24 protein-coding genes are annotated in these 24,459 nt (G+C 69.7%); 9 read left to right on the top strand and 15 right to left on the bottom strand.

The features are described from left to right. Positions 1 to 52: 52 nt before the first annotated feature. Positions 53 to 979, bottom strand: a complete 927-nt coding sequence (locus tag ACZ5UM_RS00985; protein ID WP_464846334.1) for an arginase — start codon at positions 977 to 979, stop codon at positions 53 to 55. A 144-nt stretch (positions 980 to 1,123) separates the two neighbouring features. On the opposite strand from ACZ5UM_RS00985, the gene ACZ5UM_RS00980 reads away from it, so the two are divergent. Next, positions 1,124 to 1,375, top strand: a complete 252-nt coding sequence (locus ACZ5UM_RS00980; protein ID WP_464846331.1) for a small, acid-soluble spore protein, alpha/beta type — start codon at positions 1,124 to 1,126, stop codon at positions 1,373 to 1,375. Between the two features lie 43 nt (positions 1,376 to 1,418). Here ACZ5UM_RS00980 and ACZ5UM_RS00975 read toward each other — a convergent pair whose 3' ends face one another. The 5 genes from ACZ5UM_RS00975 to ACZ5UM_RS00955 form a co-directional block, all read right to left on the bottom strand. Continuing rightward, the gene (locus tag ACZ5UM_RS00975; protein WP_464846328.1) at positions 1,419 to 2,006 is read right to left on the bottom strand and encodes a DNA-3-methyladenine glycosylase I; all 588 of its coding nucleotides are present in this window, start codon (positions 2,004 to 2,006) and stop codon (positions 1,419 to 1,421) included. 271 nt (positions 2,007 to 2,277) lie between these two features. Continuing rightward, entirely contained in the window at positions 2,278 to 2,985 is a 708-nt protein-coding gene (locus ACZ5UM_RS00970) for an SDR family oxidoreductase (RefSeq protein ID WP_464846325.1), read from the bottom strand. Positions 2,986 to 3,216: 231 nt separating this feature from the next. After that, positions 3,217 to 4,050: an ABC transporter permease gene (locus tag ACZ5UM_RS00965; RefSeq protein ID WP_464846321.1), complete on the bottom strand. Its 834-nt coding sequence runs from the start codon at positions 4,048 to 4,050 to the stop codon at positions 3,217 to 3,219. After that, positions 4,043 to 4,972, bottom strand: a complete 930-nt coding sequence (nikB, locus tag ACZ5UM_RS00960) for a nickel ABC transporter permease (protein WP_464846318.1) — start codon at positions 4,970 to 4,972, stop codon at positions 4,043 to 4,045. Before nikB ends, ACZ5UM_RS00965 begins: the two co-directional genes overlap by 8 nt. A 5-nt stretch (positions 4,973 to 4,977) precedes the next feature. Further along, entirely contained in the window at positions 4,978 to 6,534 is a 1,557-nt protein-coding gene (locus ACZ5UM_RS00955; RefSeq protein ID WP_464846315.1) for a glutathione ABC transporter substrate-binding protein, read from the bottom strand. Between the two features lie 316 nt (positions 6,535 to 6,850). Between ACZ5UM_RS00955 and ACZ5UM_RS00950 the strand changes: the two genes are divergently transcribed. Further along, the gene (locus tag ACZ5UM_RS00950) at positions 6,851 to 8,164 is read left to right on the top strand and encodes an NAD(P)/FAD-dependent oxidoreductase (RefSeq protein WP_464846312.1); all 1,314 of its coding nucleotides are present in this window, start codon (positions 6,851 to 6,853) and stop codon (positions 8,162 to 8,164) included. On the opposite strand, the gene ACZ5UM_RS00945 is transcribed toward ACZ5UM_RS00950, so the two are convergent. The 3 genes from ACZ5UM_RS00945 to ACZ5UM_RS00935 all read right to left on the bottom strand — a co-directional run bounded on the left by ACZ5UM_RS00945 (position 8,161) and on the right by ACZ5UM_RS00935 (position 10,180). After that, a complete protein-coding gene (locus ACZ5UM_RS00945) occupies positions 8,161 to 9,339 on the bottom strand; it encodes a DUF4097 family beta strand repeat-containing protein (RefSeq protein ID WP_464846309.1) in 1,179 nt (392 codons plus the stop codon). The genes ACZ5UM_RS00950 and ACZ5UM_RS00945 overlap by 4 nt on opposite strands. A gap of 115 nt (positions 9,340 to 9,454) precedes the next feature. Continuing rightward, complete coding sequence (locus tag ACZ5UM_RS00940) at positions 9,455 to 9,715, bottom strand: YqhV family protein (RefSeq protein ID WP_464846307.1); 261 nt, start codon at positions 9,713 to 9,715, stop codon at positions 9,455 to 9,457. A 12-nt stretch (positions 9,716 to 9,727) separates the two neighbouring features. Continuing rightward, positions 9,728 to 10,180 carry a DUF441 domain-containing protein gene (locus ACZ5UM_RS00935; protein ID WP_464846304.1) on the bottom strand — a complete coding sequence of 151 codons (453 nt, stop codon included), beginning with the start codon at positions 10,178 to 10,180 and terminating at the stop codon, positions 9,728 to 9,730. Positions 10,181 to 10,295: 115 nt separating this feature from the next. Between ACZ5UM_RS00935 and ACZ5UM_RS00930 the strand changes: the two genes are divergently transcribed. From ACZ5UM_RS00930 to ACZ5UM_RS00910, 5 genes are all read left to right on the top strand, one after another. After that, positions 10,296 to 11,675 carry an MFS transporter gene (locus ACZ5UM_RS00930; protein WP_464846300.1) on the top strand — a complete coding sequence of 460 codons (1,380 nt, stop codon included), beginning with the start codon at positions 10,296 to 10,298 and terminating at the stop codon, positions 11,673 to 11,675. Positions 11,676 to 11,756: 81 nt separating this feature from the next. Then, positions 11,757 to 12,569 carry a GNAT family N-acetyltransferase gene (locus tag ACZ5UM_RS00925; protein ID WP_464846296.1) on the top strand — a complete coding sequence of 271 codons (813 nt, stop codon included), beginning with the start codon at positions 11,757 to 11,759 and terminating at the stop codon, positions 12,567 to 12,569. Between the two features lie 22 nt (positions 12,570 to 12,591). After that, positions 12,592 to 13,464, top strand: coding sequence for a PH domain-containing protein (locus tag ACZ5UM_RS00920; RefSeq protein WP_464846293.1), 873 nt, complete (start codon positions 12,592 to 12,594; stop codon positions 13,462 to 13,464). Positions 13,465 to 13,587: 123 nt separating this feature from the next. Further along, the gene (gene comA / locus ACZ5UM_RS00915; protein ID WP_464846289.1) at positions 13,588 to 14,412 is read left to right on the top strand and encodes a phosphosulfolactate synthase; all 825 of its coding nucleotides are present in this window, start codon (positions 13,588 to 13,590) and stop codon (positions 14,410 to 14,412) included. 135 nt (positions 14,413 to 14,547) lie between these two features. Beyond that, positions 14,548 to 14,991, top strand: coding sequence for a hypothetical protein (locus tag ACZ5UM_RS00910; protein WP_464846287.1), 444 nt, complete (start codon positions 14,548 to 14,550; stop codon positions 14,989 to 14,991). Between the two features lie 418 nt (positions 14,992 to 15,409). Here ACZ5UM_RS00910 and ACZ5UM_RS00905 read toward each other — a convergent pair whose 3' ends face one another. The 6 genes from ACZ5UM_RS00905 to ACZ5UM_RS00880 all read right to left on the bottom strand — a co-directional run bounded on the left by ACZ5UM_RS00905 (position 15,410) and on the right by ACZ5UM_RS00880 (position 21,283). Beyond that, entirely contained in the window at positions 15,410 to 16,135 is a 726-nt protein-coding gene (locus tag ACZ5UM_RS00905; RefSeq protein ID WP_464846284.1) for a succinate dehydrogenase iron-sulfur subunit, read from the bottom strand. Between the two features lie 22 nt (positions 16,136 to 16,157). After that, positions 16,158 to 17,879 (bottom strand): FAD-binding protein, encoded by a 1,722-nt coding sequence (locus ACZ5UM_RS00900; RefSeq protein ID WP_464846283.1) that lies wholly within the window; start codon positions 17,877 to 17,879, stop codon positions 16,158 to 16,160. A 25-nt stretch (positions 17,880 to 17,904) separates the two neighbouring features. Then, positions 17,905 to 18,240: a succinate dehydrogenase hydrophobic membrane anchor subunit gene (locus ACZ5UM_RS00895; RefSeq protein ID WP_464846280.1), complete on the bottom strand. Its 336-nt coding sequence runs from the start codon at positions 18,238 to 18,240 to the stop codon at positions 17,905 to 17,907. 25 nt (positions 18,241 to 18,265) lie between these two features. Further along, positions 18,266 to 18,688 (bottom strand): succinate dehydrogenase, cytochrome b556 subunit, encoded by a 423-nt coding sequence (sdhC, locus tag ACZ5UM_RS00890; protein WP_464846278.1) that lies wholly within the window; start codon positions 18,686 to 18,688, stop codon positions 18,266 to 18,268. 326 nt (positions 18,689 to 19,014) lie between these two features. Then, positions 19,015 to 19,707: a response regulator gene (locus ACZ5UM_RS00885; RefSeq protein WP_464846276.1), complete on the bottom strand. Its 693-nt coding sequence runs from the start codon at positions 19,705 to 19,707 to the stop codon at positions 19,015 to 19,017. Then, complete coding sequence (locus tag ACZ5UM_RS00880) at positions 19,673 to 21,283, bottom strand: GAF domain-containing protein (RefSeq protein ID WP_464846274.1); 1,611 nt, start codon at positions 21,281 to 21,283, stop codon at positions 19,673 to 19,675. Before ACZ5UM_RS00880 ends, ACZ5UM_RS00885 begins: the two co-directional genes overlap by 35 nt. Positions 21,284 to 21,563: 280 nt before the next feature. On the opposite strand from ACZ5UM_RS00880, the gene ACZ5UM_RS00875 reads away from it, so the two are divergent. Further along, complete coding sequence (locus ACZ5UM_RS00875) at positions 21,564 to 22,340, top strand: ABC transporter ATP-binding protein (protein ID WP_464846272.1); 777 nt, start codon at positions 21,564 to 21,566, stop codon at positions 22,338 to 22,340. Beyond that, positions 22,330 to 24,387, top strand: coding sequence for an ABC transporter permease (locus tag ACZ5UM_RS00870; protein WP_464846270.1), 2,058 nt, complete (start codon positions 22,330 to 22,332; stop codon positions 24,385 to 24,387). Before ACZ5UM_RS00875 ends, ACZ5UM_RS00870 begins: the two co-directional genes overlap by 11 nt. Positions 24,388 to 24,459 lie beyond the last annotated feature (72 nt).

The raw sequence follows: 24,459 nt of genomic DNA, 5'->3' as shown, positions 1-24,459 counted from the left end.
GGTGGCGGCTGCAGCCCGTCGGTCTTTCTGGGTGCGTTCAGGAGGCGTACACTTAGCTGGTGCGGGAAGCCCAGGCGGAGGAGGTGCTGTTCACCGCCGGTCTGCCGGCGGAGGAGCTGCCCGGGCGCTTCGAGACCGGACGGCTCCACTCGCCCAGGGCCGCCCGCAGCACCGCGTGGGCGAGCCGTTCGGTCAAGCCGCCCGCATCGCGGTCGGGGTGGAACTCCACCAGGTCCAGGGCCAGCAGGTTGCGCCCCCGGACGATGTCGGCCACCAGCGCGACGGCCTCCTGCTGGCTGAACCCGCCGGGCACGGGGGTCATGGTGCCGGGGGCTTCCGCGGGATCCACCGAGTCGATGTCGAAGGAGACGAACACGTTGGGCCGCAGGCTCGCGATCAGCTGCGCGCGCCGGGTGCGGACCTCCGCCGGCGAGAGCACCTCGACCTTCGCCTCGCGGAGCAGCCGCTGCTCACCGGGATCCAGGTCGCGTATGCCCCAGAGGCGGAGACGATCCGGCGGGATGATGCGCGGGAGCGCCTCCGGCAGGAGGCCGGCGGCCAGGGAGAGGACCATCCCGTGCGGGTTGCCGGAAGGCGACGTGGCGGCGGTGTTGAAGTCGCCGTGTGCGTCGATCCACACCACGTCGAAGTCGTAACCCATCGCGGCCAGCGCCATGATGGTCCCCAGCGACGTGGAGTGATCACCCCCGACGGTCAGCATGAGGTCGCCGGGACGGGCCACCTGCTGCCAGTGCTTCTGCTGGCGGCGGGCGGCCTCCACCACTTTTTCGATGCGCACGGGCACGGGATCCGACCGGAGCCCGGGCGGCAGCGCCATGTCCCCGTGGTCGACCACCTGGCTCCCCAGCTGGCTCAGGAAGGACACCAGCCCCGACGCCCGGAGGGCCTCCGGCGCATGTCGCTGGCTGTCGCGCGGCAGCCCCAAAGTGGTTGGGAAGCCGAGAAGGTGTATGGTCATCGCGTCCATCTGCCCCCAATGTTGGCAAGAGTCTATGCAATGCGGTATATGCACTTGTGCATATTCGGGTTCGTCGGCTGAGATTCCTTCTCGTTCGTTTATGAATTGGCGTCTGCGGTCAAGCTAGGGGCGGGAGGGAACGACATGCAGAAGAAAGCCAAGGCGACGCAGGGCAAAGCGCGGCAGAAGAAACCGAAGGAGCTGACGCCGCTGGACAAGCTGAAGCTGGAGATCGCTCAGGAGCTGGGACTGGGCGAGAAGATCGCCCGGGCCGGCTGGGCCGAGCTGACCGCCGCGGAGTCCGGGAGGGTCGGCGGGATTCTGAACCGGCGGCTGAAGGAACTCCAGCTGGCCATCGGTCCGAAGGGTACCCTGATCCCTACAGCCAAATCCTAGGAAGCTGCACCCCGGCGACTGGCGTCGGGGGCTTCTTGTGGCCTCACCGGCTGAGGACCGCACCTGCACCGGCCAGTTCCGCATGCCGGAAGCAGTCCACCAGGTGGTCGTTCACCATCCCGACGGCCTGCATGTAGGCGTAGCAGATGGTCGGCCCCACGAACGTGAAGCCGCGCCGGCGCATGTCGCGGCTCATCGCCACCGACTCCGGGCTGCTGGACGGCACCTGGGCGGGCGACCGCCAGTGGTTGACGCGGGGTTCGCCGTCGACGAAACGCCAGACGTACCCGGCGAACGAGCCGAATTCGGCCTGCACGTTCAGGTACGCCCGGGCGTTCTGAATCGCCGCCTCGATCTTGCGCCGGTTCCGGATGATCGACGTGTCTTCCAGCAGGGCCGCGACGTCCGGCGGGCCGAAGCGGGCCACCCGTTCCGGGTCGAAATCGGCAAAGGCGCGGCGATAGCCCTCACGCCGCTGCAGGATGGTGGACCAGCTCAGGCCGGCCTGTGCGGCCTCCAGCACCAGGAACTCGAACAGGGTCCGGTCGTCACGGACGGGCACGCCCCACTCGGTGTCGTGGTAGGCGAGCAGAAGCGGGGTGGTGGCCCAGCTGCACCGGTGCCTGGTCATCGGGAACACGCCCCCTTCATAGCATGGGTGACGGGCACGCGCATCGATTCAAAGTGGCAGCCCGGGCGGCCTCCGGAAGGCGGAAGCCGCCCATTTTATGGTGTCGCTGGAGATATTCGCCGCTCCGCGGCGAACTCCTGCTCGCTCCCGGAGAATCCTTGTTCCCTTTCGGTGCACGGCGACGCTGCGCTCCCGACCCGGCGCCCCCCTGTTCGGGTGGGCTCTCGGCGCGTGCCGCTACAGGCGACACCGCGATGCCCAACTCCCCGCGTCACTCCACGTAGATCATCTTGCGCGTCATGCCCCCGTCCACGACCAGCTGCTGGCCGGTGATGAAGCCGGATTGGGCCGGATCGGCCAGGAACACGGCAGCCGCGGCGATGTCCTCGGGCCGCCCCACCCGTCCCGCCGGATGCTGGGCGTGGTCCTCGGGCCGGAGCGGCTCGCCGACCACGTCGATCCATCCGGGCAGAATGGCGTTCACCCGCACTGCGGGCCCCAGCGTCATGGCCAGCGCGTGGGTGAGGGCCAGTATCCCGCCCTTGCTGGCCGAGTACGCTTCGGTGTTGGGCTCGGACATGAGCGCCCGGGTGGAGGCGATGTTGATGATCGCCGCCTGGCCAGCGGCCCGGAGCAGGGGCGCGGCGAACCGGGACATGAGGTAGGTTCCCCGCAGGTTGACCGCGATCACCCGGTCGAAGTGGGCCACCGGGGTCGACTCCAGGTCGCCGAACTCCGAGATGCCGGCGTTGTTCACCAGCACGTGCAGCACCGGGCCCACCTGCTCCAGGAAGCGCCGGACGTCCCCTTCATCCGAGACGTCGCAGCGGTACATCTCGACCCCCTCCACCGGCAGGGGATCCACGTCGGCGCCGAGCACCCGGGCGCCCCGGGCGGCAAACGCCCGGGCGATCGCCCGCCCGATGCCCCGGGCGGCGCCGGTCACGGCGACCACTCTGCCTGCAAACGTCTGCTCCATGCTTTCTCTTCCTTTCGTCCTGTGTTCCGGCCGGGGGTCCGTCCGGGGTCTGCCTCCGGCCCCTTCGCCGCCGCGGCCTTCCGCGCCCTCGGCCCCTGCCCCGGCGTACCCCGGGATGCGTGGTCTGCCGGTCGGGTAGGAGCGGCCCGGAAGGTATGACGTCGGCGTTTCTGCCCGGGTTGCAGGCCGAGAAACAGGCACCCCCGCCCGTACCGGGGGTGCCCTGTCTGATCAGCGTTCATTCTTCGTTTTCGGATCGAAGTAGTCCCGCAGCCCGTCGCCCACCAGGTTCACCGAGAGCACGGCCAGCATGACGAACAGGCCGGGGAAGACCGCCAGCCACCAGGCCTCCGGCAGGTACTGCCGGCCCGAGGCGAGCATCTCGCCCCAGTCGGACGTGGGCGGCTGGGTGCCGAGGCCCAGGAACGAGAGGGAGGCGGTGGTGAGGATCGCCGAGCCCACCGAGAGCGTCGCCTGCACCAGCAGCGGGCTGAGGATGTTGGGCAGCAGGTGGCGCAGCAGGACGCGGCCGTGGGTCGCGCCGGCCGCCTGCGCGGCCACCACGAAGTCCCGCTCCCGGAGCGCCAGCACCTGCCCCCGCACCAGCCGGGCGTAGCCCGGCAGCGAGACCACCGCGACGGCGAGCATGGCGTTGAGCAGGCCGGGCCCCAGCGTGCCCACGATGGCCAGGGCCAGGAAGATCATGGGGAAGGCCAGCAACACGTCCAGCAGCCGCATGAGCGCCTGATCCCACCAGCCGCCCATGTATCCGGCCACCAGGCCGATCAGGGTGCCGGCGCTGGCGCCGATCAGCACCGGCACGATGCCCGCCACCAGGCTGACCCGGCCGCCGTAAAGCGCGCGGGAGAGCAGGTCGCGGCCGAACTCATCGGTGCCGAAGGGGTGCGCGGCCGAGGGCGGCTGCAGCCGGATCTTCCAGTCCTGCAGGTTCGGGTCGTGGGGGGCCAGATACGGAGCCAACAGGGCCGAGAGCACGAGCAGGCAGAAGACCACCAGCCCGGCCACGGCCAGCCGGTTGCGCGCGAAGCGCCGCCAGTTAGTCATAGCGGATCCGCGGGTCCAGCCCCGCGTAGCCCAGATCGACGACCAGGTTGACCAGACTGAAGACCACCGCGACGAACAGGATGGTCCCCTGGATCAGCGGCAGGTCCCGCCCCTTGATGGCGTCCACCGTCAGCCGGCCGATCCCCGGCAGGCTGAAGACCGACTCCACCACCACGGCCCCGCCCAGCAGGCTGCCGAACTCCAGGCCCAGGGTGGTCAGCACCGGGATGAAGGCGTTGCGCAGGGCGTGCCGGAACACCACAGTGCGCTCGGCGACCCCTTTCGCCCGGGCGGTGCGGACGTAGTCCTCCCGCAGCGCCTCGATGAGCGAGGAGCGGGTCATGCGGGCGATGAAGGCGATGGAGGCCAGGGCCACCGTCGCAGCCGGGAGCACCATGTGCCGCCAGGTGCCGGTGCCGGAGGGGGGCAGGATGCGCAGCTCCAGGGCGAAGAGCTGCATCAGCATGATGCCCACCCAGAAGGTGGGCATGCTGACGCCGAGCAGCGCGAGCAGCATCACCAGGTGGTCGGCCCACCGGTTCCGCCGGACCGCCCCGATGACGCCCAGCGGAACCCCCACCAGCGCGGCCACGGTGAGGGAGATCACCGTGAGCCGCAGCGTGGTGGGGAAACGGGCCGCGATCTCGCCGGCCACCGGCCGGTCGCCCCGGAAGGTGCGGCCCAGGTTGCCCTGCACCGCCTCGCCGAGGAAGTCCAGATACTGCTCATACCAGGGGCGGTCGAGCCCCAGCTGGTGCCGCAGCCGTTCGATGTCCTCCACCGACAGCCCCTGAGCCTCCTGGCCGAGGATCGCCCGGACCGGGTCGCCAGGGGTGAGGTAGAAGAGCAGGAAGACCAGCAGGGTCACCCCGAACAGGACGGGCAGCATCAGCAGGAGCCGGCGCGCGGCGTAGCGCACCATGGGCGCTACTTCACCTCGGCCTTGCGCAGATCGAGGTTGATCGCGGCGAAGGGATAGACCTCGCCCTGCAGCCGGTCGTTCTTGGCGTAGGAGGAGAGCGGGTAGTACAGGTTCAGGTACGGCAGGTCCGCCATCACCTGCTCCTGAATCTGCCGGTACAGCGCCTGCCGCTGGCCGTCGTCCGTGGTCCGCCGGGCCTCCGTCAGCCACGCATCCACCTGCGGGTTGGCGTAGAACGCCTTGTTGTCGGCGCCGTGCTGCCCGGAGTGGAGCAGGGCCCAGAGGGTGTAGTCGGCGTCCATGGTCACCGTGCCCCAGGAGGAGAGCCAGAGCCCGTGGTCATCCCTGGCGATGGCCTCCGAGAAGGCGCCGTAGTCGGTGACGATCACCTCCACGTCGATGCCGATCTGGCTGAGCTGCGCCTGGATGGCCTGGGCGATCTGCTGGGTCTCGCTGCCCTCGTAGGTGTTGAGGGTCAGCTTCAGCGGGGTGGTCACGCCCGCCTGCGCCAGCAGCGCCTTCGCCCCCTCGGGGTCGTACTCGGGGCCGGCCAGGTCCGGGACCGAGCCGAAGACGGTGGGCGGCACCAGCGAGTTGCCAAACTGCGCCATGCCCTGCCGGAGGGTGTCCACGATGCCCTGCCGGTCGATGGCCATGGCGATGGCCTGGCGCACCTCAGGCTGGGCGAGGGGGCCGCTCTTCATGTTGAACCCCAGGAACATGGAGCCCCAGCCCAGGAACTTGGCGGCCGAAAGCTGCGGATCGCCGTCGATCTCGTCGAACCGCTCGGGCTGCACGCCGCTGATCAGGTCGACGGTGCCCGCCTTCAGCTCGGTGAGCTGGGTCCCGGCCTCGGGGATCACCCGCAGGATCACCCGCTCCAGCTTGGGCTTGCCGCCCCAGTAGTCGGGGTTGGCCTTCAGGGTGACGGAGTCACCGGCCTTCCAGTCCTCCAGCAGGAAGGGGCCGGTGCCGGCCGGCTCCTTGGAGAGGTCGCCGGCCGTGGCTGCCGTCGGGCTCACGATGGCGGTCACGGGGTGGGAGAGGTGGGCCAGCAGCGGGGTGAAGGGGGTGCTGGTGCGGATGTGCACCGTGTGCTCATCGACGGCGGTGATCTCCTCGATCATGCCCACGATGAACGCCCCGGGGCCCTTGGTCTCCGGGTCGGCCAGCCGCTCCAGGCTGAACTTCACCGCCTCGGCGTTCAGCGGCGTGCCGTCGCTGAACTTCACGCCCTCCCGGAGCTTGAACTCCCAGGTGGTCTCGTCGACGGGGGTCCACTCGGTGGCCAGGCGCGGCTGCAGCGTGCCGTCCGCGGCGCGGTAGAGCAGCGTCTCGTAGAGCTGGTTGGTCACGGTGAAGACCAGCCCGTTGAAGCTCTTGTGGGGATCCAGGGTCGTCGGGTCGCCGCTGTGGGCGATGGTGATCACCTGCTCCGGCGCGCCGGCCTGCCCGCCGTTCTGCGGACTCGGGGTCTGGTTCTGGTTGTTGGCGCCGCCGCCGCAGGCGGAGAGCACCGCCAGGGCGAGAGCCAGCACGAGCGCAAGCACTCTCGGTTTCATGGGATGGCACCTCGCTTGTGTTCTAGAGTCGAGAGGGCAGAACATTCCGGGTTTTCCAATTCGGTCAATCGGAAATGTCGCCTCCACTCGGCCTATTATGCCTTACGGTCCGGAGATTTTCCATACCTGACCGGTCGTGTTGGCGTGTCGATTTTCGCCCTCCCCGGCCGCAAGAGCATGGCTTCCCTCCAATGCTTCCCGCGGCGCCCGGATCTTCTTCGGGCCGCCCCGCGTTCTGTGCGCGAACTCGCGTGCTGCCACCGCGTTGTCGCGTTGTATAATGTAGTCACACTAGTTCGACACTGGGGGCGGGGCCGTGAGCGACAGGGAGAAGAGCTTCTGGCTGGAGACGGCCGGCCCGTACCAGGAGCGTCCGCCCCTGGCGGGCGACCGTACGGCGGACGTCTGCATCGTCGGCGGGGGCTTTACTGGGGTGTCCGCTGCGCTGCACCTGAAGGAAAAAGCACCCGGGCTGCGGGTGCTGGTGCTGGAGGCCGCGGTCGTGGGATTTGGCGCCAGCGGGCGCAATGCGGGCTTCAGCATGACGCTTTTCGGCCTGTCGCCGGAGGTGACCCTGTGGCGGTTCGGGGCGGCGCGGCTCAGGGAGGCCGACGCATATATGATGCGGGCGGTGGACCTGGTGCGGCGCCGGGTAGCCGAGCACCAGATCGACTGCGACTACGAGGAGAACGGACTCCTGACGGTGGCGACCAATCCGGCGCAGCGCCGGCGGCTGCTCCGGGAGATGGAACTGGCCCGGAAGGCGGGGCTCCACGAGACGGCGTGGCTCGAGGCCGACGACGTGCGGGCCCTGGTCGACTCGCCGCTCTTCCTGGGCGGCAGGCTGGACCGGCACTGCGCGCTGCTCAACCCGGCCAGGCTGGTGCGGGGGCTGGCCCGCGCCGCGGAGCAGGCCGGGGCGGAGATCTGTGAGCGCTCGCCGGTGGTGGAGGTGGTGCCCGGTCGCCGTGTCCGCGTCCGCACCCCCGGCGGCACCGTGACCGCCGAGAAGGTGATCTTCGCCACCAACGCCTACTCGGCCCGGTTCCGGCCCCTGCGCAGCCGCCAGCTTCCCATCCACACGTACATCGTGCTGACCGAGCCCCTCTCCCCGGAGCAGCTCTCGTCCATCGGGTGGCGGGAGCGGCAGGGCATCGAGGACGGCCGGAACCTCATCCACTACTTCCGCCTTACCCGCGACAACCGGCTCCTGATGGGCGGCGACGACGCCCTCTATTACTGGGGCAGCGCAGACGACCGCGACCGGAACCCGGCCATGCAGCGCCGCCTCCAGGAAGCCGTGAAGCGGATCTTCCCGGCGCTCGCGGGGATCCGCTTCACCCACCACTGGGGCGGGCCGATCTCGGCCACCCTGGACCTGGCGCCGCTGATCGGCCGCATCGGCCCCAACATGTTCTACAGCGTGGGCTGCATGGGCCACGGGGTCTCGCTCGCCAACCTGAACGGGGCGACGCTGGCCGACCTGGCCCTGGAGCAGCAGACCGATCTGACCGATGTCTTCTTCGTCGACCGCCGGGCCCTGCCGGCGCCGCCTGAGCCGCTGCGCTTCGCCGTGGCCGGCGCCATCCTCGCCGGCATGCGGCTGCAGGACCGCTGGCACGAGCGCTAGCGGGTGTCGACGCGGATCGACCCCGTGTTGGCCTCGAGACGGACCAGGTGGGTGCCCGCGCCCAGCGTGCGGGTGGCCGAGCGCGACGGGCCCGAACCGTCGCCGGCGCCCAGGCCGCTGATCGAGCCCGATCGGGTGGTGGCGGAGATGGTCGCGTCGGATGCCTCGGGCAGCGACAGGTTGATGGAGCCGGTCCCCGTTCGCAGGGTGACGGGTCCCTCCGGGGGGTTCTCCAGCCGGGCGTGGATGGAGCCGGTGCGGGTCTCGGCGGTGAGACCGGGGCCCACGTGGTCTTCCACGTTGATGACGGCGGTTCCGCTGCGGATTGTGAGCTCGCCGTTCACGCCTCTTGCCTTCACGGGACCGGCGTTGGTGGAGACCGTGACGTCGCCGGTGAACCGGGCGATCTGCACGCCGCCCGAGTTGGCCAGGGCCTTCAGTGAGCCGGCGCTGTCCTCCACGGTGATGCCGCCGGCGTTGGCGTTCAGGTCCAGGTCGCCGTCGTAGTGCTCCACGTGGATGGCGCCCACGTTCGACACGACCTTCACGGTCAGTCCCTCGGGGGCGTAAATGCGGTAGACCGCCTGCAGCGTGCCCGCACCGATGGCGATCGGCGAGGCGTCCTTCGGCGCCCGGGCGGTGATGCGGACCGTGTGCCCTTCCACCACGGTCAGGCTGAACTCCTCCTCGAGCCCGGACCAGTGGGGCGGCACGACGCCGAGGAACCCGTACTCGGCCTCGACCCGCACCTCCTCGGCCTCGTGGGCGGTCAGGATCACCCGCCCCACGTCGACCTCGACCAGGACCCTGCGGGCCTGCCCCACAGGCACGGACCGGGTCACGGTCTGGGAGTTGGTGACCGGGGGCGGCGGGGACTCGGTGAAGCCGAAGCCGGTGAAGGCCCTGACCACCGACGCCAGGGCGAGGGCGCCGGCGAGCAGCAGGGCGCCGCCCACCTCGAACCGCATCGGCCGGGCCTCGCCGGCCTGGTTCAGCAGTCCGGCGATCAGAAACTCCAGTCCGAAGCCGATGAGGAGCACCGGCCACAGCCTGAGGAGCAGCGTCGTGAAGCGGGGTCCGGTGCCGAGTACATTATCCAGCAGCAAGGCGGAGCCGGTGGCCACGAATCCGACGGCGACCGTGACCCGTCCGACTCGGCGCGCGTTTGCGTTCATGCAGGGAATCCTCCTTCGCGGGCGTCTCCGTCCGTGACCTTTCACCAGGTTGGACGCCGCCCGCAGGGGGATTCCTTCACCGCGCGTGCACGGCGGCTGAGCGCCGCCCGTGCCATCACCGGGTGCCCCACAGGACCAGCGCGATCCCCACCAGCACCACCAGGACGCGGCCGGGCTGCAGTCTGCCGAGGCTCGCGGCCAGCCCCAGCGCGCTGACGGTGATGAAGATGACGGGCCCCACCAGCCCGAGCAGCGAGTTGAGCCGCAGCATCGCCCTGGGGTCGGCCATGCGGAGCAGCAGCACCGCAGCCGACACCTCGATGCACGCAGACAGCATCCGGGCCAGCCGCATCCCCCAGATCAGCCGTTCCTCCATCGAGCGGCCTCCTCAGTGCCAGCGGACCAGCGCCAGCAGGATGGCGGTGAAGCCGGCCGCCGCCAGCGGCCCCACGGGGATTCCCCGGAAGAGCACCACGCCCAGGATGGTGCCCACCACCATGCCGACGATGATCTCCGGTTTCACCTGCAGCAGGGTCACCCCGTAGCCGCTCAGCACCGCGGCGATGATGCCGCCCAGCACGGCCGCCAGCCCGGTCCACGATGTGAAGGACTGCCGGATCTCGGCCCAGCCCACCTCGCCGGTGGCAAAGGGCACGAGGACGGCGATCAGGAGGAAGATCAGCCCCGCCTCGAGCCCGCGCCGCTCCAGCAGCGGGAAGAAGCGGTCGAGGCCCAGGACGCGCATGATCAGCACGACGCCGGCTGCGGTGACGATCAGCGAGTTGCGTGCCGCCACCCCCAGGGCCATCAGGCTGAGGAGGATCACCCGATCGCCCGGCATGGACATCCCTCCCCCTGCGATTCTATCGGCCGCATGGGCCGAAAATGCCTGGAGGGTGTCACAGGCCGTCAGTTCGGGGACGCTAAGCCTGAACGGCAGAGGGAGGGATGCTGCGGTGGGGCAGTCGAACGCGCCGGCGGGGCCGAAGGGCCCGCAGCAGAGCGTGTCTGCCGGGCCGAACCGCTGGCTCCAGCTGGCGGCGCTCTGCACGGTCCCGCTCATCATGGTTCTGGGCAACTCGATGCTCATCCCGGTGCTGCCCGACATGGGCAGGGTCATGGGCCTGAGCAAAGCGACCACGGGGCTCGCGGTCACCGCGTTTTCGCTCTCCGCGGGCATCGCCATCGCCGTGGCCGGCTTCCTCGCCGACCGCTACGGGCGCAAGCGGGTGGTGGTGCCCAGCCTCCTCATCTACGGAGCGGGGGGAATCGTCTCCGGCCTGGCCGGCTGGCGGCTGGGCCCGGGCGGGTTCATGCTGGTGATGGCCGGCCGGGTGATCCAGGGCATCGGGGCGGCCGGAACGGCGCCGGTGGCCATGGCCTTCGTGGGGGACCTCTTCCGGGGCGGCAGCCGGGTGACGGCCCTGGGCATCTTCGAGGCCTCCAACGGCCTGGGGAAGGTGGTCTCGCCGATCCTCGGGGCCCTGATCGGTCAGGTCTTCGTCTGGTGGGCCGTATTCTTCGCCTACGCCGTCCTCGCCATCCCCTTCGCCGCGGCCGTCTGGTTTTTCACCCGGGAGCCGGAGCGGCAGAAGGCGCCGCCGGCCCGGGAGTACTTCGGGCAGGTGCTGGCGATCTTCCGGCGGAAAGGCGTACCGCTGGTGGCCTGCTTCTGGGCGGGCACCGTGGCCCTGTTCGTCCTCTTCGGCGTCCTGTTCTTCCTGTCGGAGCACCTGGAGACGGTGCACGGCATCGACGGCGTCCCCAAGGGCGTACGCATCATGTGGCCGGTACTGGCCATGTCGGCCACGTCGTTTTCCGCAGGCCTCTACTTGCAGAAGCGGGAGGCGCTGCTGAAGCCGGCGGTGGTCGCCGGTCTGGCCCTGGCCATCGGCGGCACGGCGCTCATCGCGTTTATCCAGGCGGACTGGGCCTTCTACACGGGCCTGGTCATCGCCGGTGTCGGCACCGGTCTGCAGCTGCCGGGCCTCAACAACCTGATCACGTCGGCTGCGCGGTCGGAGCAGCGGGCGATGATCACCTCGGTATACGGCGCCGTTCGCTTCATCGGCGTTGCCTTTGGCCCGCCCATCTACGGGGCGCTCATGCGCAGGGGCGAGGCGCTGCCCTTCTGGTTCTCTGCCGGCATCCTGGCCACGTCGCTCGCGGCGACCCTCTTCCTGATCCGGCCTGACCGGCTGATCGAGGCCGAGGATCAGACGGAGGGGCAGGGGCCGGAGCGGCGGGAAGGGGGCGGCGGCCGGACCGGACCGGCCATCCCCGCCTGGGAGCCTCCGGCGAACGTTCCTCTGGGGACCCGGGCGCCCCTGCACTGAGCCATCGCGTGCCAGGGCTACAGGGAAGCGGACCGGGCAGGGCGAATTCTTACGGGGAGAGCCAACCGTGGGGGGAGCCGTATGGACGTCGCCCTTCTGGCCGAACTGTGGGAGGAGAACCAGGAGCACCTGAAACAGCACCTGGGAGAGTCCGGTTCGCAGCAGTTTGGCGCCCGCTGGGTTCTCATGCCCGCCGCGCCCTATCCGCGGTACAACCACGTCGGCTGCATCCGCGTGGGCAGCGACCAGGTGGAGGATCTGGTCTCGGCCGCGCGCGCGTTTTTCCAGGCGCACGGGCTGCCCTACGTGGCCTTCCTGATCACGCCCGCCACCCGTCCCGCCGACCTGGCTGACCGCCTGCTGCGCCAGGGGTTCCGCACGGAGACCGTACCGGTGATGGTCTGGGACGGCACGCCGCTGCCGGCGCCCGCGTGCCCGGACCTGCGGGTGGTGCGCCTGCTGCCCGGCCAGTGCGAGCTGCTCTGGCAGGTGATGCGCCAGGTGTTCTTCCCCGGCGCCGACCGCGACTTCCTGGCCGCCGGGCGCAAGGGCGTGGAGGTGGCCGACGCCCTGGGGGCCCGGCACTACGTGGCCTTCCTGGGGGATCAGCCGGTCGGGGGCGGCACGCTGTACCCGCGCGGGCGGATGGGCGGCCTGTACAACCTCTGCACGCTCCCGGCGTATCAGCGCCGGGGCGTGGCCACCGCGGTGGTGCGGACGTGCATCGCGGAGGCGCTGGAGCTGGGCTGCGACCACGTGGGGCTCACCCCCACCGCGATGGGCCGCAGGCTCTACCAGCGCCTGGGCTTCCGCGACGTGTACCTGGAGCGCTACCTTTTCCAGCGGCTTCCGCCCACGGGCTCCGGGGTCGCCGTCAACCGCAACGCATTCTAGGGAGAGGCAGGATGATGAGATGATGAAGGAGACGTTCTACCCGCCCCGTCCCACCCGCTCACACGCCCTCAAGGGCATCAACTTCGTCACGCTGGCGGCGCTGCTGCTGGCTGTGGCGGCCCTGGCGAGCAGCATGCTGTCGGCGGTCAATATGCAGTACCAGCTGACTCCCGAGGCCCTGCGCATCCGCAGCGGCTTCAGCACCCGCGAGATCCCGCTGGACGAGGTGACCGCTCTCTGGCGGCCGGAGTCGCTGACCGGCGGCGTGCGGAAGTTCGGCACGGCCATGCCCGGTCTGCGCACGGGCCGCTTCAGCTTCAAGGAGACCGGGAACATCACCCTGTACGCGACGCATCTGGAGGCGCTGGTGATCATCGACACCGCGGATCACCGCTACGGCGTGACCCCCGAGGACCCCGAGGCGTTCATGGCCGCGGTGCAGGCGCGGACGCCCGGGATCTTTGAGCCCCTCGGCGGCACGGGAAGGTTTCCGGGGTCGATGGTGGTGCTGATCCTGGTGATCGTGGCCGGCGGGGCGGTGACGTTCTACGCGACCGGTCTGGCAGGCCGCTTCCCACAGACGCTGCGGTATGAACTGGGGCCGGAAGGCCTGACGATCCGGACCGGCTTCCGGCCGGTGGACATCAGGTACCCCGACGTGGAGCGGGTGGAGCTGGCCTCGCCGAAGGGCTTTCCGGTCCGCCTCTACGGCACGGCCATAGGCGGCCTGCTCTGGGGCCGCTTCCGCTGGCCGGACGCCGGGCCGAACCTGCACCTGTACTGCACCCGGATGAAGCCGCTGGTCCTGCTCCACCTGCGGGACAACCGCACGATCGGCATCACGCCCGAGGAGGACGAGCGTTTCGTGGAGGTTATCCGGACGCGCCTGCGGTGAGGGCCGCCTCGCGGTCGGCCTGCGCGCTGCGCCCCCGGGCACACGCCCGGCCGCCCCACTTCATACCCTGCATGGGAGAACGCACAGGCAGCACATACGCAGCCGAAGTGGAGGAGGCCGGACGTGAACCAGGACGTGCGTGCGTACGCGGGGGTGATCCGGCCCCCGCTCACGGGGCGGGCGCGCAAGCCCCGCAGCGAGGGGCAGACCATGGTCATCGACAAGGGGCTGGGCCTCGCCCAGACCCGTGCCCTGCTGGAGATGGCCGGCGAGTACATCGACTTCATGAAACTGGGTTTCGGCACGGCCGCCCTCTACCCGGAACGGCTCCTCCGGGAGAAGGTGGCCTTGCTCCGCGGCGCCGGCGTGGAACCCTACCCTGGGGGGACGTTCTTCGAGGTGGCCGTGATCCAGGGCCGGCTGGAGGCCTACCTGGCGGCGACGTGGGAGCTGGGCTTCCGCACGGTGGAGGTGAGCGACGGCACCATCGACCTCTCCCCGCAGGAGCGGGAGCGGGCCATCCGCACGGCCCGGGCTTTCGGCTTCACCGTGATCACCGAGGTGGGGAAGAAGGACGGCGCGCAGGAGCTGGACCCCGTTTGGGCCCGGGCGCAGATCGAGGCGGACCTGGCGGCCGGCGCGGCCCGGGTGATCCTGGAGGGGCGGGAGTCCGGGAAGGGCGTGGGCCTGTATGACCGGGACGGGCGCCTGAAGCCGGGGCTGCTGGAGCAGCTGGCCTCAGGCCTGCCGGACCTGTCGGCGGTGATGTGGGAGGCGCCGCTGAAGGCGCAGCAGCAGGAACTGATCGCCCGCTTCGGCGCCAACGTCAACCTGGGGAACGTCCCGCCGGACGAGGTGATCGCCCTGGAGGCGCTGCGCCGCGGGCTGCGGGGCGACACGCTGCGGCTGGCCATCCCCGCCGGAGGCGCCGCCGGGCTGCATCCGTGAGGGAAATCGCATGTGGTGGCCCGCCTGCCGCCGTGACGGTGCGTGCGCAGCCCGACACCGGGGCGGCTGTGACCGGCCAGCGGCGGGGCACGGGCGCCACCCGGGGCGATTCGTTCACAGCGAAGGGTGGATGGAATGGAGCACTGCACGACACAGGAATTGCAGGAGGCGCTGCGCCCGATCGCCTTGCTGATCAGCAAGTCGGAGAAGGCGCAGCGGAAGCTGAGGCCGGGGACCTGGCAACACCGGATGCTGCAGGAGAACCTGGAGGCGCTCCACCTGGCGGCGGCGCTGATGGCCCGCCGGGCCGGCTGCATCCCGTCCGGGCCGGCTGGGGGCGTGCAGGCGGCCGATGTGCCGGGGGCCGGGAGTCCGGAGGATGCCCGGGCGTTCGGCCGGGAGGACCTGCAGAAGGCCCTCACCGCGCTGTCGTCGATGATCCGGAAGGCTGAGGAGGCGCAGGCCAGGTTTGCGCCGGGCACTCCGCAGCACTCGCTGCAGCGCAACCGGATCCGGGCGCTGCGCCTCGCCGAGGCGCTGACCCTGGCGGAGGTGGAGGCGCGGGATGAACAACCGTGAAGACTGGCGCTCACTTTCCGTGGCGTTCCGCGGCCGCGTGCCCGGAACGCCCGCTTTTTCACTTTCGCCTCCGGCTCGAAGTCGAAAACCTGACCGTCCCACGGAGCAACTGGCCCCACTGCCCGGGAATTCCAGCCGGCGTGACGCCCGCGAGGCGGTCACCGGTGAGGGGGCGACCCGACTATGGGCCCACTGCACGCTCCTTCCGGAAGTCGGGAGGGCCAACTTTTTCACTTCAGGCTCCCGCTCGAAGTCGAAAACTTGACCTTCCCACTGCGCACCGAGCTTTGCGGCCCGGTGATCCCCGCCGCCGGTGTCGCCTCCGCGCACGCGGCCCCGCACGCCGATGAAAAACAGAAAAGAGGGCTGTCCCAAGCGTCACCCGAGGTGACTGCGGGACAGCCCCCGCGCCCTAGCTCTACTTCTTCTTGATTAACCCGAGCTTGTACGCCATCGCGGCCTTCTTCAGCCGCTGGATCGCGTCCGTCGGATTAATGTGCTTCGGGCAGGCCTCGACACAGTTGAAGATGGTGTGGCACCGGAATACGCCGTATTCGTTGGCCACGATCTCCAGCCGCTCGATGTCGGCGGTGTCGCGGGTGTCGTGGAAGAAGCGGGACGCCCAGACCAGCGCGTGGGGCCCCAGGTACTCCTCGTTGTTGGCGCCGCTGGGGCAGGAGGCGAAGCAGGAACCGCACAGGATGCAGTCGATCTCCATGTTGTACTTCGCCCGATCCTCCGGGCTCTGCAGCCGTTCCCGCTCGGGCGGCGGCGTGTCGTTGATCAGCCACGGCTTGACCTTGGCGTAATTGGCCCAGAGCTTGGTCTGGTCCACCACCAGGTCCTTGATCACCCGCATGTGCGGCAGGGGGGAGACGGTGACCGTGTCGCCTTCCAGCGCGTCCTTCACCTGCACCTTGCAGGCCAGGGCGTACCGGCCCGAGATGTACATCGCGCAGGATCCGCAGATCGCCTCACGGCAGCTGTAGCGGAAGGCCAGCGAGGCGTCCTTCTTCTCGAAGACCCAGATCAGGGCCTCCAGGACGGTCATGCCTTCCCGGTAGTCCACCGTGTACGTCTCGTAGTGGTGCCGCTCGTCCTTCTCCGGATCGTAGCGGAAGACCTTCAGCTTGAAGTTTTCCATGGCTCTTGTCACACCCCCCTCTCTAGTACTTCCGCGCCTGCGGCTGGTACCGGGTGATGGTGACCGGGCTGTAGTCCAGCCGCACGCCCTCCGGCGTGAGGTAGGCCAGGGTGTGCTTCAGGAAGTTCACGTCGTCGCGCTCGGGGTAGTCGCGCCGGGCATGGGACCCGCGGCTCTCCTTCCGGGCGAGCGCGCCCGCCGCGATGGCCTCCGCCACGTCGAGCATGCCCCGCAGCTCGTACGCCCGGATGAGCTCCATATTGTAGACCTTGCCGGTGTGCCGCACCTTTACGCCCTTGTACCGCTCCCGCAGCTCCCGCACCTTGGCCAGGCCGCGCTTCATCGACTCCTCGTCGCGGAAGATGCCGACGTTGTTGAACATGTTCTCCTGCAGCTCGGTCCGCAGGACGGCCTCCTGCTCGGTGCCCGGGCCGTCGAACAGCTCCCGGATCCGGGCCTCCACCTTCGCCTGCGCGTCGGCGAGGGCCGAGTCGACGGAGCCCTTGACCGGGTCGTCCTGCACGAACTTGGCCATGTGCTGGCCGGACAGCTTGCCCCACACGATGGTGTCCAGGAGCGAGTTGCCGCCCAGCCGGTTCGCGCCGTGCACGCTGACGCAGGCGCATTCGCCGGCGGCGTAGAGCCCCTTCAGCCGGGACGCGCCGTGAATGTTGACGTCAATGCCGCCCATGGTGTAGTGCTGGCTGGGCTGCACGGGGATCGGCTCGTAGACCGGGTCGATGCCGGCGAAGTTCTTGCAGATCTCCCGCACCTCAGGCAGCCGCTCGTTGATCTTCGCCTCGCCCAGGTGGCGCAGATCCAGGTGGACGTACCCGCCGCCGGGGCCGCCCTGGTTGAAGCCGCGCCCCTCCAGGATCTCGGTGAGGATCGAGCGGGCGACGATGTCGCGGGGACCCAGCTCCATCGCCTTCGGCGCGTACCGGGCCATGAACCGCTCGCCCTGGTTGTTCACCAGGTAGCCGCCCTCGCCGCGGCACCCCTCGGTCATCAGGATGTTGGTGCCCCAGAGGCCGGTGGGGTGGAACTGGATGAACTCCATGTCCTTCAGCGGCACCCCGGCCCAGTAGGCGACGGCCATGCCCAGGCCGGTGTTGAGCAGGTTGTTGGTGGAGTGCGCGTAGATCTTGCCGGCGCCGCCCGTGGCCATGAGGATCGCGTCGGCCTGCACCGTGCCAATTTCGCCGGTGACGATGTCCATCAGCACGGCGCCCACGGCCCGGTCCTCATGGGTGACCAGGGAGAGCACCAGGACCTCCTGGTAGATCTTGATGCCTCGCTTCAGCACCTGCTGGTACAGGGTGTGGAGCAGGGCGTGGCCCGTCTTGTCGGCCGCGTAGCAGGTGCGGGGGAACCCCGCGCCGCCGAAGGGCCGCTGGGCGATGGTGCCGTCCGGATTCCGGGAGTACGGACAGCCCCAGTGCTCCGTCTCGACGATGACGTTCACCGCTTCCTTCGCGAGGATCTCTGCGGCGTCCTGGTCGGCTAGGTAGTCGGAGCCCTTGATCGTGTCAAACGCGTGCTTCTCCCAGTTGTCGTCCTTGCCGTCGGGATGATTGGCCAGCGACCCGTTGATGCCGCCGGCCGCCGCCACCGAGTGCGACCGGACAGGAGGCAGCTGGGAGATTATGGCCACATCTTGAACGCCGCCGTCATAGACCGCGATGGCCGCCCGGAGCCCGGCCAGGCCGCCGCCGACGATGGCGACGCGATGCTTGAGTCTCATTACAGGAACACCTCCCGGTGCGTGACTACTGCGTCAGGAACGCGGCCAGGGCCATCGACCCATAGCCGAAAGCGGCAATGCCCACCACCGCGAGGATCCACGCGGCTACCCGGCCCGAGTTCGGCCAGTAGTCCAGCAAGACGTTGCGGATGCCGTTGAGGCCGTGATAGAGGCCCAGAACGAGCAACCCCGAGTCCACCAGCATGTACAGGGCGGACTGCAGCCGCATCTGGCTGTCGGCGAAGGTAATCACTGCCGTGGGGTCCACGAAGTGCATGATGCCAAAATGAATGGCGACCAGCACCACCAAGAGCACGGCGGTGATGCGGTGCCAGATCCAGGCCCAGAGGCTTCCTTTCACCTTTTTTCACCTCCTACCAGGCCGTCTACGCGGCCCACGGGTACGCCAGGAAGCGCAGCACGAAGAAGTAGCTTCCGACGGCGATGATCAGCGCAGAGATGACGAAGACCACCCAGAAGGCCTGCTTGTGCTGGCGCGTTCCCCAGCCCAGGTCGAGGAGGATGAGCCGGATGCCGTTGATACCGTGGAATGTGAGAGCCAGGAACAGCAGCCATTCGCCGATGACCCAGATCTTCGCGGCCATGCCGGCCATCTGGGCGGTGAAGCCCTCCGCGCCGCCGCGCACCACCGAGGTGATCTCCCAGATGTGCAGGAGCAGGAACACGGTGATCGCGATGCCGCTGATCCGGTGAAGCACGTGGGACCACATACCGGTGGCGTAGTAGCGCGGGTTCAGGTCCGCGAAGTTGCGCACGCCCCGGTTCCGCGCAGAATCAACCCTCGCCATTGTCTCACCCCTTTCTTGGTCTCTGTATCAATAGAACCTCTCTGCGGGTCCGGTTGCAATTGGTTGCCCGGGGGATAGCCGGGAAATGACCCTTCAGGCCAATCGAACCACTTTCGTGCCAGTCGCGCATCGACCATTCGACTACGGCAGGCGCCGCGTGACCTTCTGGTTCCTGGGGTATATCCTGGGAATTGTCGCCCCCAAGTATGCGTGCACCCGCACCGCCCGGGCCGCTGTCCGCCGGGCGGGCCTGCACACGCCAGGGGAGCCCCCCATCCGAGGATGGCGGGGCTCCCCTGCTGTGTACCCCGGCACTGCAGGGGCGGCTAGCGTTCCTCGGGCACGGACCACGGGTTGCTGAGCGCCCAGGCCGCCGCCTGCACCCGGTTCTCCAGCTTCAGCTTCGCAAGGATCGACTTCACGTAGTTTTTCACCGTGTTCTCAGACAGCCCCAGCTGTTCCGCAATCTCGCGGTTGGTACTTCCCGCCGCGATCCGCCGGAGGATCTGTGCCTCCCGGGGCGACAGCAGGCTGCCGTCGGGCTCTGCGGCCGTCTGCGGGGCCGGGGACGGCGGGGGCGCGGACGGGGCGGAGGACATCGCGCGCACCACGTTGCGCACCACCGAACCCGAGACCGGGACCTCGCCGCGCACCGCCTCCCGGATGCGGCTGGCCAGCGCCTCGGGCGCCATGCTCTTCACCAGGTAGCCCGCGGCGCCCATCTGCAGGGCCGTCATGGCGTCCTGCTCCGAGGTGGAGTAGGTCAGGATGATGACCAGGGTCTCGGGAAGCTCCTCCCGCAGCCGGGGCAGGATCTCCAAGCCCGTCCGGCGCGGCAGGGCCAGGTCCAGCAGGACGACGTCAGGCCGCACTTCCTGCGCGAGGCGCAGGGCTTCCAGGCCGTCGCCGGCCTCGCCGACGACCTCCATGTCGGGTTCCATCGACAGCACCTGCTTGATGCCGTTGCGCACAAGCGGGTGGTCGTCAGCAAGCAGGATGCGCAAGGGCTTCGTGCTCATGCTCCATCTCCTCTCGGCGGGGCAGTGGCAGTGCGAGCGAGATGCGGGTTCCCCGCCCGCGGGCGCTGGAGATGTCGATCCGGGCGCCGATGGCGGCGGCCCGCTCCCGCATCAGCGACAGGCCGAAGTGGTGCGGATCGGCCGGCGCGGTGGGATCGAACCCGCACCCGTCGTCCTCGATGGCGATATGCAGGGTGGCCCGCTCCACGTGGGCCCGCACGATCACGGTGCTGGCGCCCGAGTGCTGCCGGGTGTTGGCGAGGGCCTCCTGGAGGATGCGCGTGAGCTGCGCCTCCACATCCTGGGGCAGCACCACCGTCGGGCGGTGGCGCGTCTCGATGCGCGCGGCGATCCCGGTGCGGGCGGCGTAGTCGTCCAGCAGCTGCCTCCAGCGTTCCACGAGGGGAGAGCGGGGCTGTGCGCTGCGGCGCAGGTCGTACAGCGAGGCCCGGATCTCCTCATGGGCCGTGGCGACCATCTCCCGGAGGCCTGCCAACTCCTCGCTCGCGGTGGCCAGGTCGTTCTGCCCCAGCGCCTTTTCCACCACGTGCAGCCGCATGCCCAGGAAGGTGAGCACCTGGCCGATGTGGTCGTGAATCTCGCCCGCCAGGCGCTGCCGCTCTTCCAGCACCGCCAGGTGCTGCATGTCCTTGAGCAGCTGCGCATTTTCCGCCGCGGTGCTGAGGTAGGCGCCCAGATGGCTGAAGAGCAGCAGATCGTCGTCCCGCAGCGCGCCGGCGCGCCGGGCGGCGCCCAGCAGCACGCCCTGGCTCCGGGCCCGCAGCCGGTACGGGATGGCCACGAAGGTGTGCATGGGCAGCGGGGAGAGGTAGGGATCGAGGCCGTCGGCGCTCGCGGAGTTGTAGGTCTGCCCCTCCAACAGGGTCCGGACCAGCGGCGAGTTCTTCACGGTGCGCAGCGGCCCCAGGAGCTGCTCGGACCCGGGCCCGTGGGCGGCGGTCCAGACCAGCTCCTCCCGGTTCTCGTCCAGCATGCCCCAGGCGGCCAGATCCAGATCCAGCAGCCGGCAGGCCCGTTCCAGCAGGCCGCTGAGCCGCTGCCGCTGCTCGTGCAGCGTGCCGATCTCCCGGGCCATTGCGGCCAGCCCTTCGGCCTGCTGCCGGCGGCGCTGCGCTTCCTTCTCCAGCTCCACCTGCCGCCGCACGTCCCAGAAGAAGCAGACCCAGCCCTGGAGCTGGCCGTCGACCCGGAGACCCGCCGAACTGGCCATGATCGGGATGGCCTGTCCGTCCCGGGTGAGCAGGTCCAGGCGCCTGGCCTCCATGGCGCCGCCGCCGATCTGGTCGCAAAGCCGCTGGCTGTAGTCTGCACCCGGCTGGACCATTTCGGGGGGCAGGGCCAGGAAGTTCCGGTAGTGCTTGCCGTGCATTTCCTCCAGGGACCAGCCGGAGAGCGTGCGGGCCGGTTCGTTGGCGCGGATCAGGCGGTTTTCCTGGTCGAAGATCATGATCGGCACCCGCGACTGCTCCACCAGCGCGCCGCAGAGCGCAGCCTCCAGGATCTTCTGCTTTCTGCGCAGGAGTCGGTTGCGGAGTCCCTTGACTCGGTACGCCACCGGCCATCACCCCCTGTCTAAGATTCTAAAGTTCCGCCCATCCTGGTCTCCATAGCGCATAGGTCCTCTCTCCGTGGCCCCCATGCGGCGGGGTTGTTCTGGAGACTGGACCCGATGTGGCTGATCCGGTCGGTGCGCGGGTAGGCACTTTGGCTTAGGTTCATGGCGCTTACGAAACCGTAAGCTTCCCGCCGAAAACCGTAAGCTCCGTGCAGGGGCGTCCGAAAGGAGCATCCGCTAGGCTGGTGCACAGATACGCCTCACATGGAGGGATGCACCTGTGCCTGCTGCAGAGCGAATTCTGGAGGTCGTCGACCTCGTGAAGGACTACGGGAGCCGCGGCACCGTGACCCACGCGCTGCGCGGCGTCAGCCTGGCTGTCGACCGGGGCGAGTTCGTGGGGGTCATGGGGCCGTCCGGCTCCGGCAAGACCACGCTGCTCAACGTGATCTCCACGATTGACGCGCCCACCGCCGGCCGGGTCTGGATCGGCGGCCGGGAGGTGACCGCCCTGGGCCGGCGGGAGTTGGCCCGGTTCCGCCGGGAGCGGCTGGGCTTCATCTTCCAGGATTTCAACCTGCTGGACACCCTGACGCTCCGGGAGAACATCGGCCTCGCCCTCTCCATCGCCGGGGCGCCCGGCCGGGAGATCGACCGGCGGGTGGCCGCCATGGCCCGGCGGCTGGGGATCGAGGACGCCCTGGACCGGTTTCCGTACCAGGTCTCCGGGGGCCAGAAGCAGCGCGCCGCGGCGGCCCGCGCGCTCATCACGGGGCCGGACCTGGTGCTGGCCGACGAGCCGACGGGAAACCTGGACTCCCGCTCGGCCGGGGACCTGCTGGAGGCCCTCGCGGCGCTGAACCGCGAGCTGGCGGCCACCATCCTGCTGGTCACCCACGACCCCGTGGCCGCGAGCTACTGCCGGCGCATCCTCTTCATCAAGGACGGCCGGCTCTTCACGGAGCTGGTGCGGGGCGACGCGCCCCGGCAGCGCTTCTTCGACCGGATCATCGGCGTGCTGGCCGAGCTGGGGGGTGGCCACGACGGTGTACGCTAAGCTGGCCTGGCGCAACCTGCGGCGCAGCCTGCGGGACTACGGCATCTACTTCATGACGCTTGTATTTGCGGTGGCCATATTTTACGTATTTAACTCCGTGCCGGATCAGCCCGCGTTCCAGAGCCTGTCGGAAAGCCAGCGGCGCATGGCCCGGGGCGCGGTGGCGGCCACGGAGTGGGTGTCGACCGTGATGACCGGGGTGGTGGCCCTGCTGGTGCTCTACGCCAACCGCGTGATCGTGCGCAAGCGGAGCCGGGAGCTGGGCACCTACCTGCTGCTGGGCATGGAACAGGGGCGGCTGGCCCTTCTCCTTCTGGGCGAGATCGCCGCCATCGGCGCTGTGGCCCTGGGCGCGGGGCTGGCCCTGGGCGTGCTGCTCTCGCAGGCCTTTGGCCTGGTCGTCGCGCAGGTGCTCCAGGCGCCGGTGGCCGGGCGGGGCGTCGTCTATTCCCCGGGGGCCGCCCTCCGGACTCTGATCCTTTACGGCCTCATGTTCCTGGGCGTCGCACTCTGGCAGGCGGCCGCGGTCTACCGGCAGCGGCTGATCGAGCTGATCATCGGGGCTCGCAGGAACGAGGAGATCCGCCTGCGGAGCCGGCCCCTGGCCCTGGCCGCCGGGCTGCTCAGCGCCGGCGCGCTGGGATCCGCCTACTGGCTGGCGGACCAGGTGAGCCGCACCGTCGGGCTCGACCCCACCGATCCCCGCGTCCCCGTGGGCATCGTGCTGGGCGTCGTCGGGACGTACCTGCTCTTCCTGGCCCTGGCCGGGCTCCTGACCGGCATCCGGCGGCGCACCGGTGGCTGGCTGGCCCGGGGGCTGAACCTCTTCCTCTACCGGCAGGTCACCAGCAAGATCAACACCCATGCCGCGATGCTGGCCACCATCGCCCTCATGCTCACCTTCACGATCTGCGCCATGTCCACCGGTCTGGGCCTCGGTGCGGCGGTCCGCCAGGGGATGGAAGGGGAGGTGCCCTTCAGCTACATGGCGGTCAGCACCGATCTCGACCAGGACTATCGCGGGCTGCGGACGATCCTGGCTGAGCACGGCGTTGCGGAGGGGCAGGTGGCCGAGTTCGTGGCGGCCCGCACCGGCGTGCAGGGGGCCGACTTGATGCTGCCGGAGGACGCCGAGCGGTTCCGGGCGGACGAGCAGTGGGGCTACCCGGCCTATATGCCGGCGCGGGCCATATCCTCCTCCGCCTACCGCGCCCTGCGGGCCCTGAAGGGCTACCCGGACGTACCGCCGGCCGGGGACGGTTACCTGGTGCACGCGCTGAGCAGCGGCCATCCGGCCGCGGAGGCCAGCCTCGCCGCCTGGGAGCGGGCGGTGGCGGCTGGGCAGCCCGTGGAGCTGGCCGGGCTCCTGCTGCGGCCGGCCGCCGCGCAGGTCTTCACCGAGCCCCTGGGCGCCCAGCTGGCCTTCGACGGCCCGCTGCTGGTGGTGCCGGATGCGGTGCTGGAGGCGCTGCTGGACGCGGCGCCCGAGGACGAGCGGCACCTGTTCGAACGGCACCTGGTGGCCGAGGCGCCGGGCGCGGCGTCCGCCGGGCTGGAGGAGGCGGCCAGGACCTGGGTGCGGGAGCACTGGCCGGAGGACGGGTGGATCTCGTTCTCGTCCCGGAACGAGACCATGGGGACCGTCTACATGGTCGAGGGCATCCTGGTGTTCTTCTCCTTCTACGTGGGGATCATGTTCATCCTCATCTCCGCCACCCTGCTCGCCCTGCAGCAGGTGACGGACGCGCTGGAGCACCGGCAGCGGTTCACCGTGCTCAGCAAGCTCGGTGTGGACGACGCCATGCTGGGCGGCCTGATCGCCCGGCAGGTGGGGCTCTACTTCCTGACGCCGGTGCTGGTCGCCCTCCTGCACGCGGGCGTGGCCCTGGTGGCGCTGAACCGGGCGCTGCTCCGGGAGGCGGGGTATGACACCGTAGCCCCCGCGGCCCTGATCACGGCCGGCATCTTCGCGGTGGTGTACGGGGCGTACTACCTGCTGAGCGTGCAGACGTGCCGCTCGCTGTACCGGCCCGGGGCGGCGTCCTGAGCCGGGGCGGCCGGCGCCCGGCCGCCCCGGCTCCCCTTGCGCCTTTTCTGACGTGTGATACCATAAAGATGC

It is taken from the genome of Symbiobacterium ostreiconchae (assembly GCF_055396975.1).
This window is presented reverse-complemented; position numbering and strand designations above follow the sequence as displayed.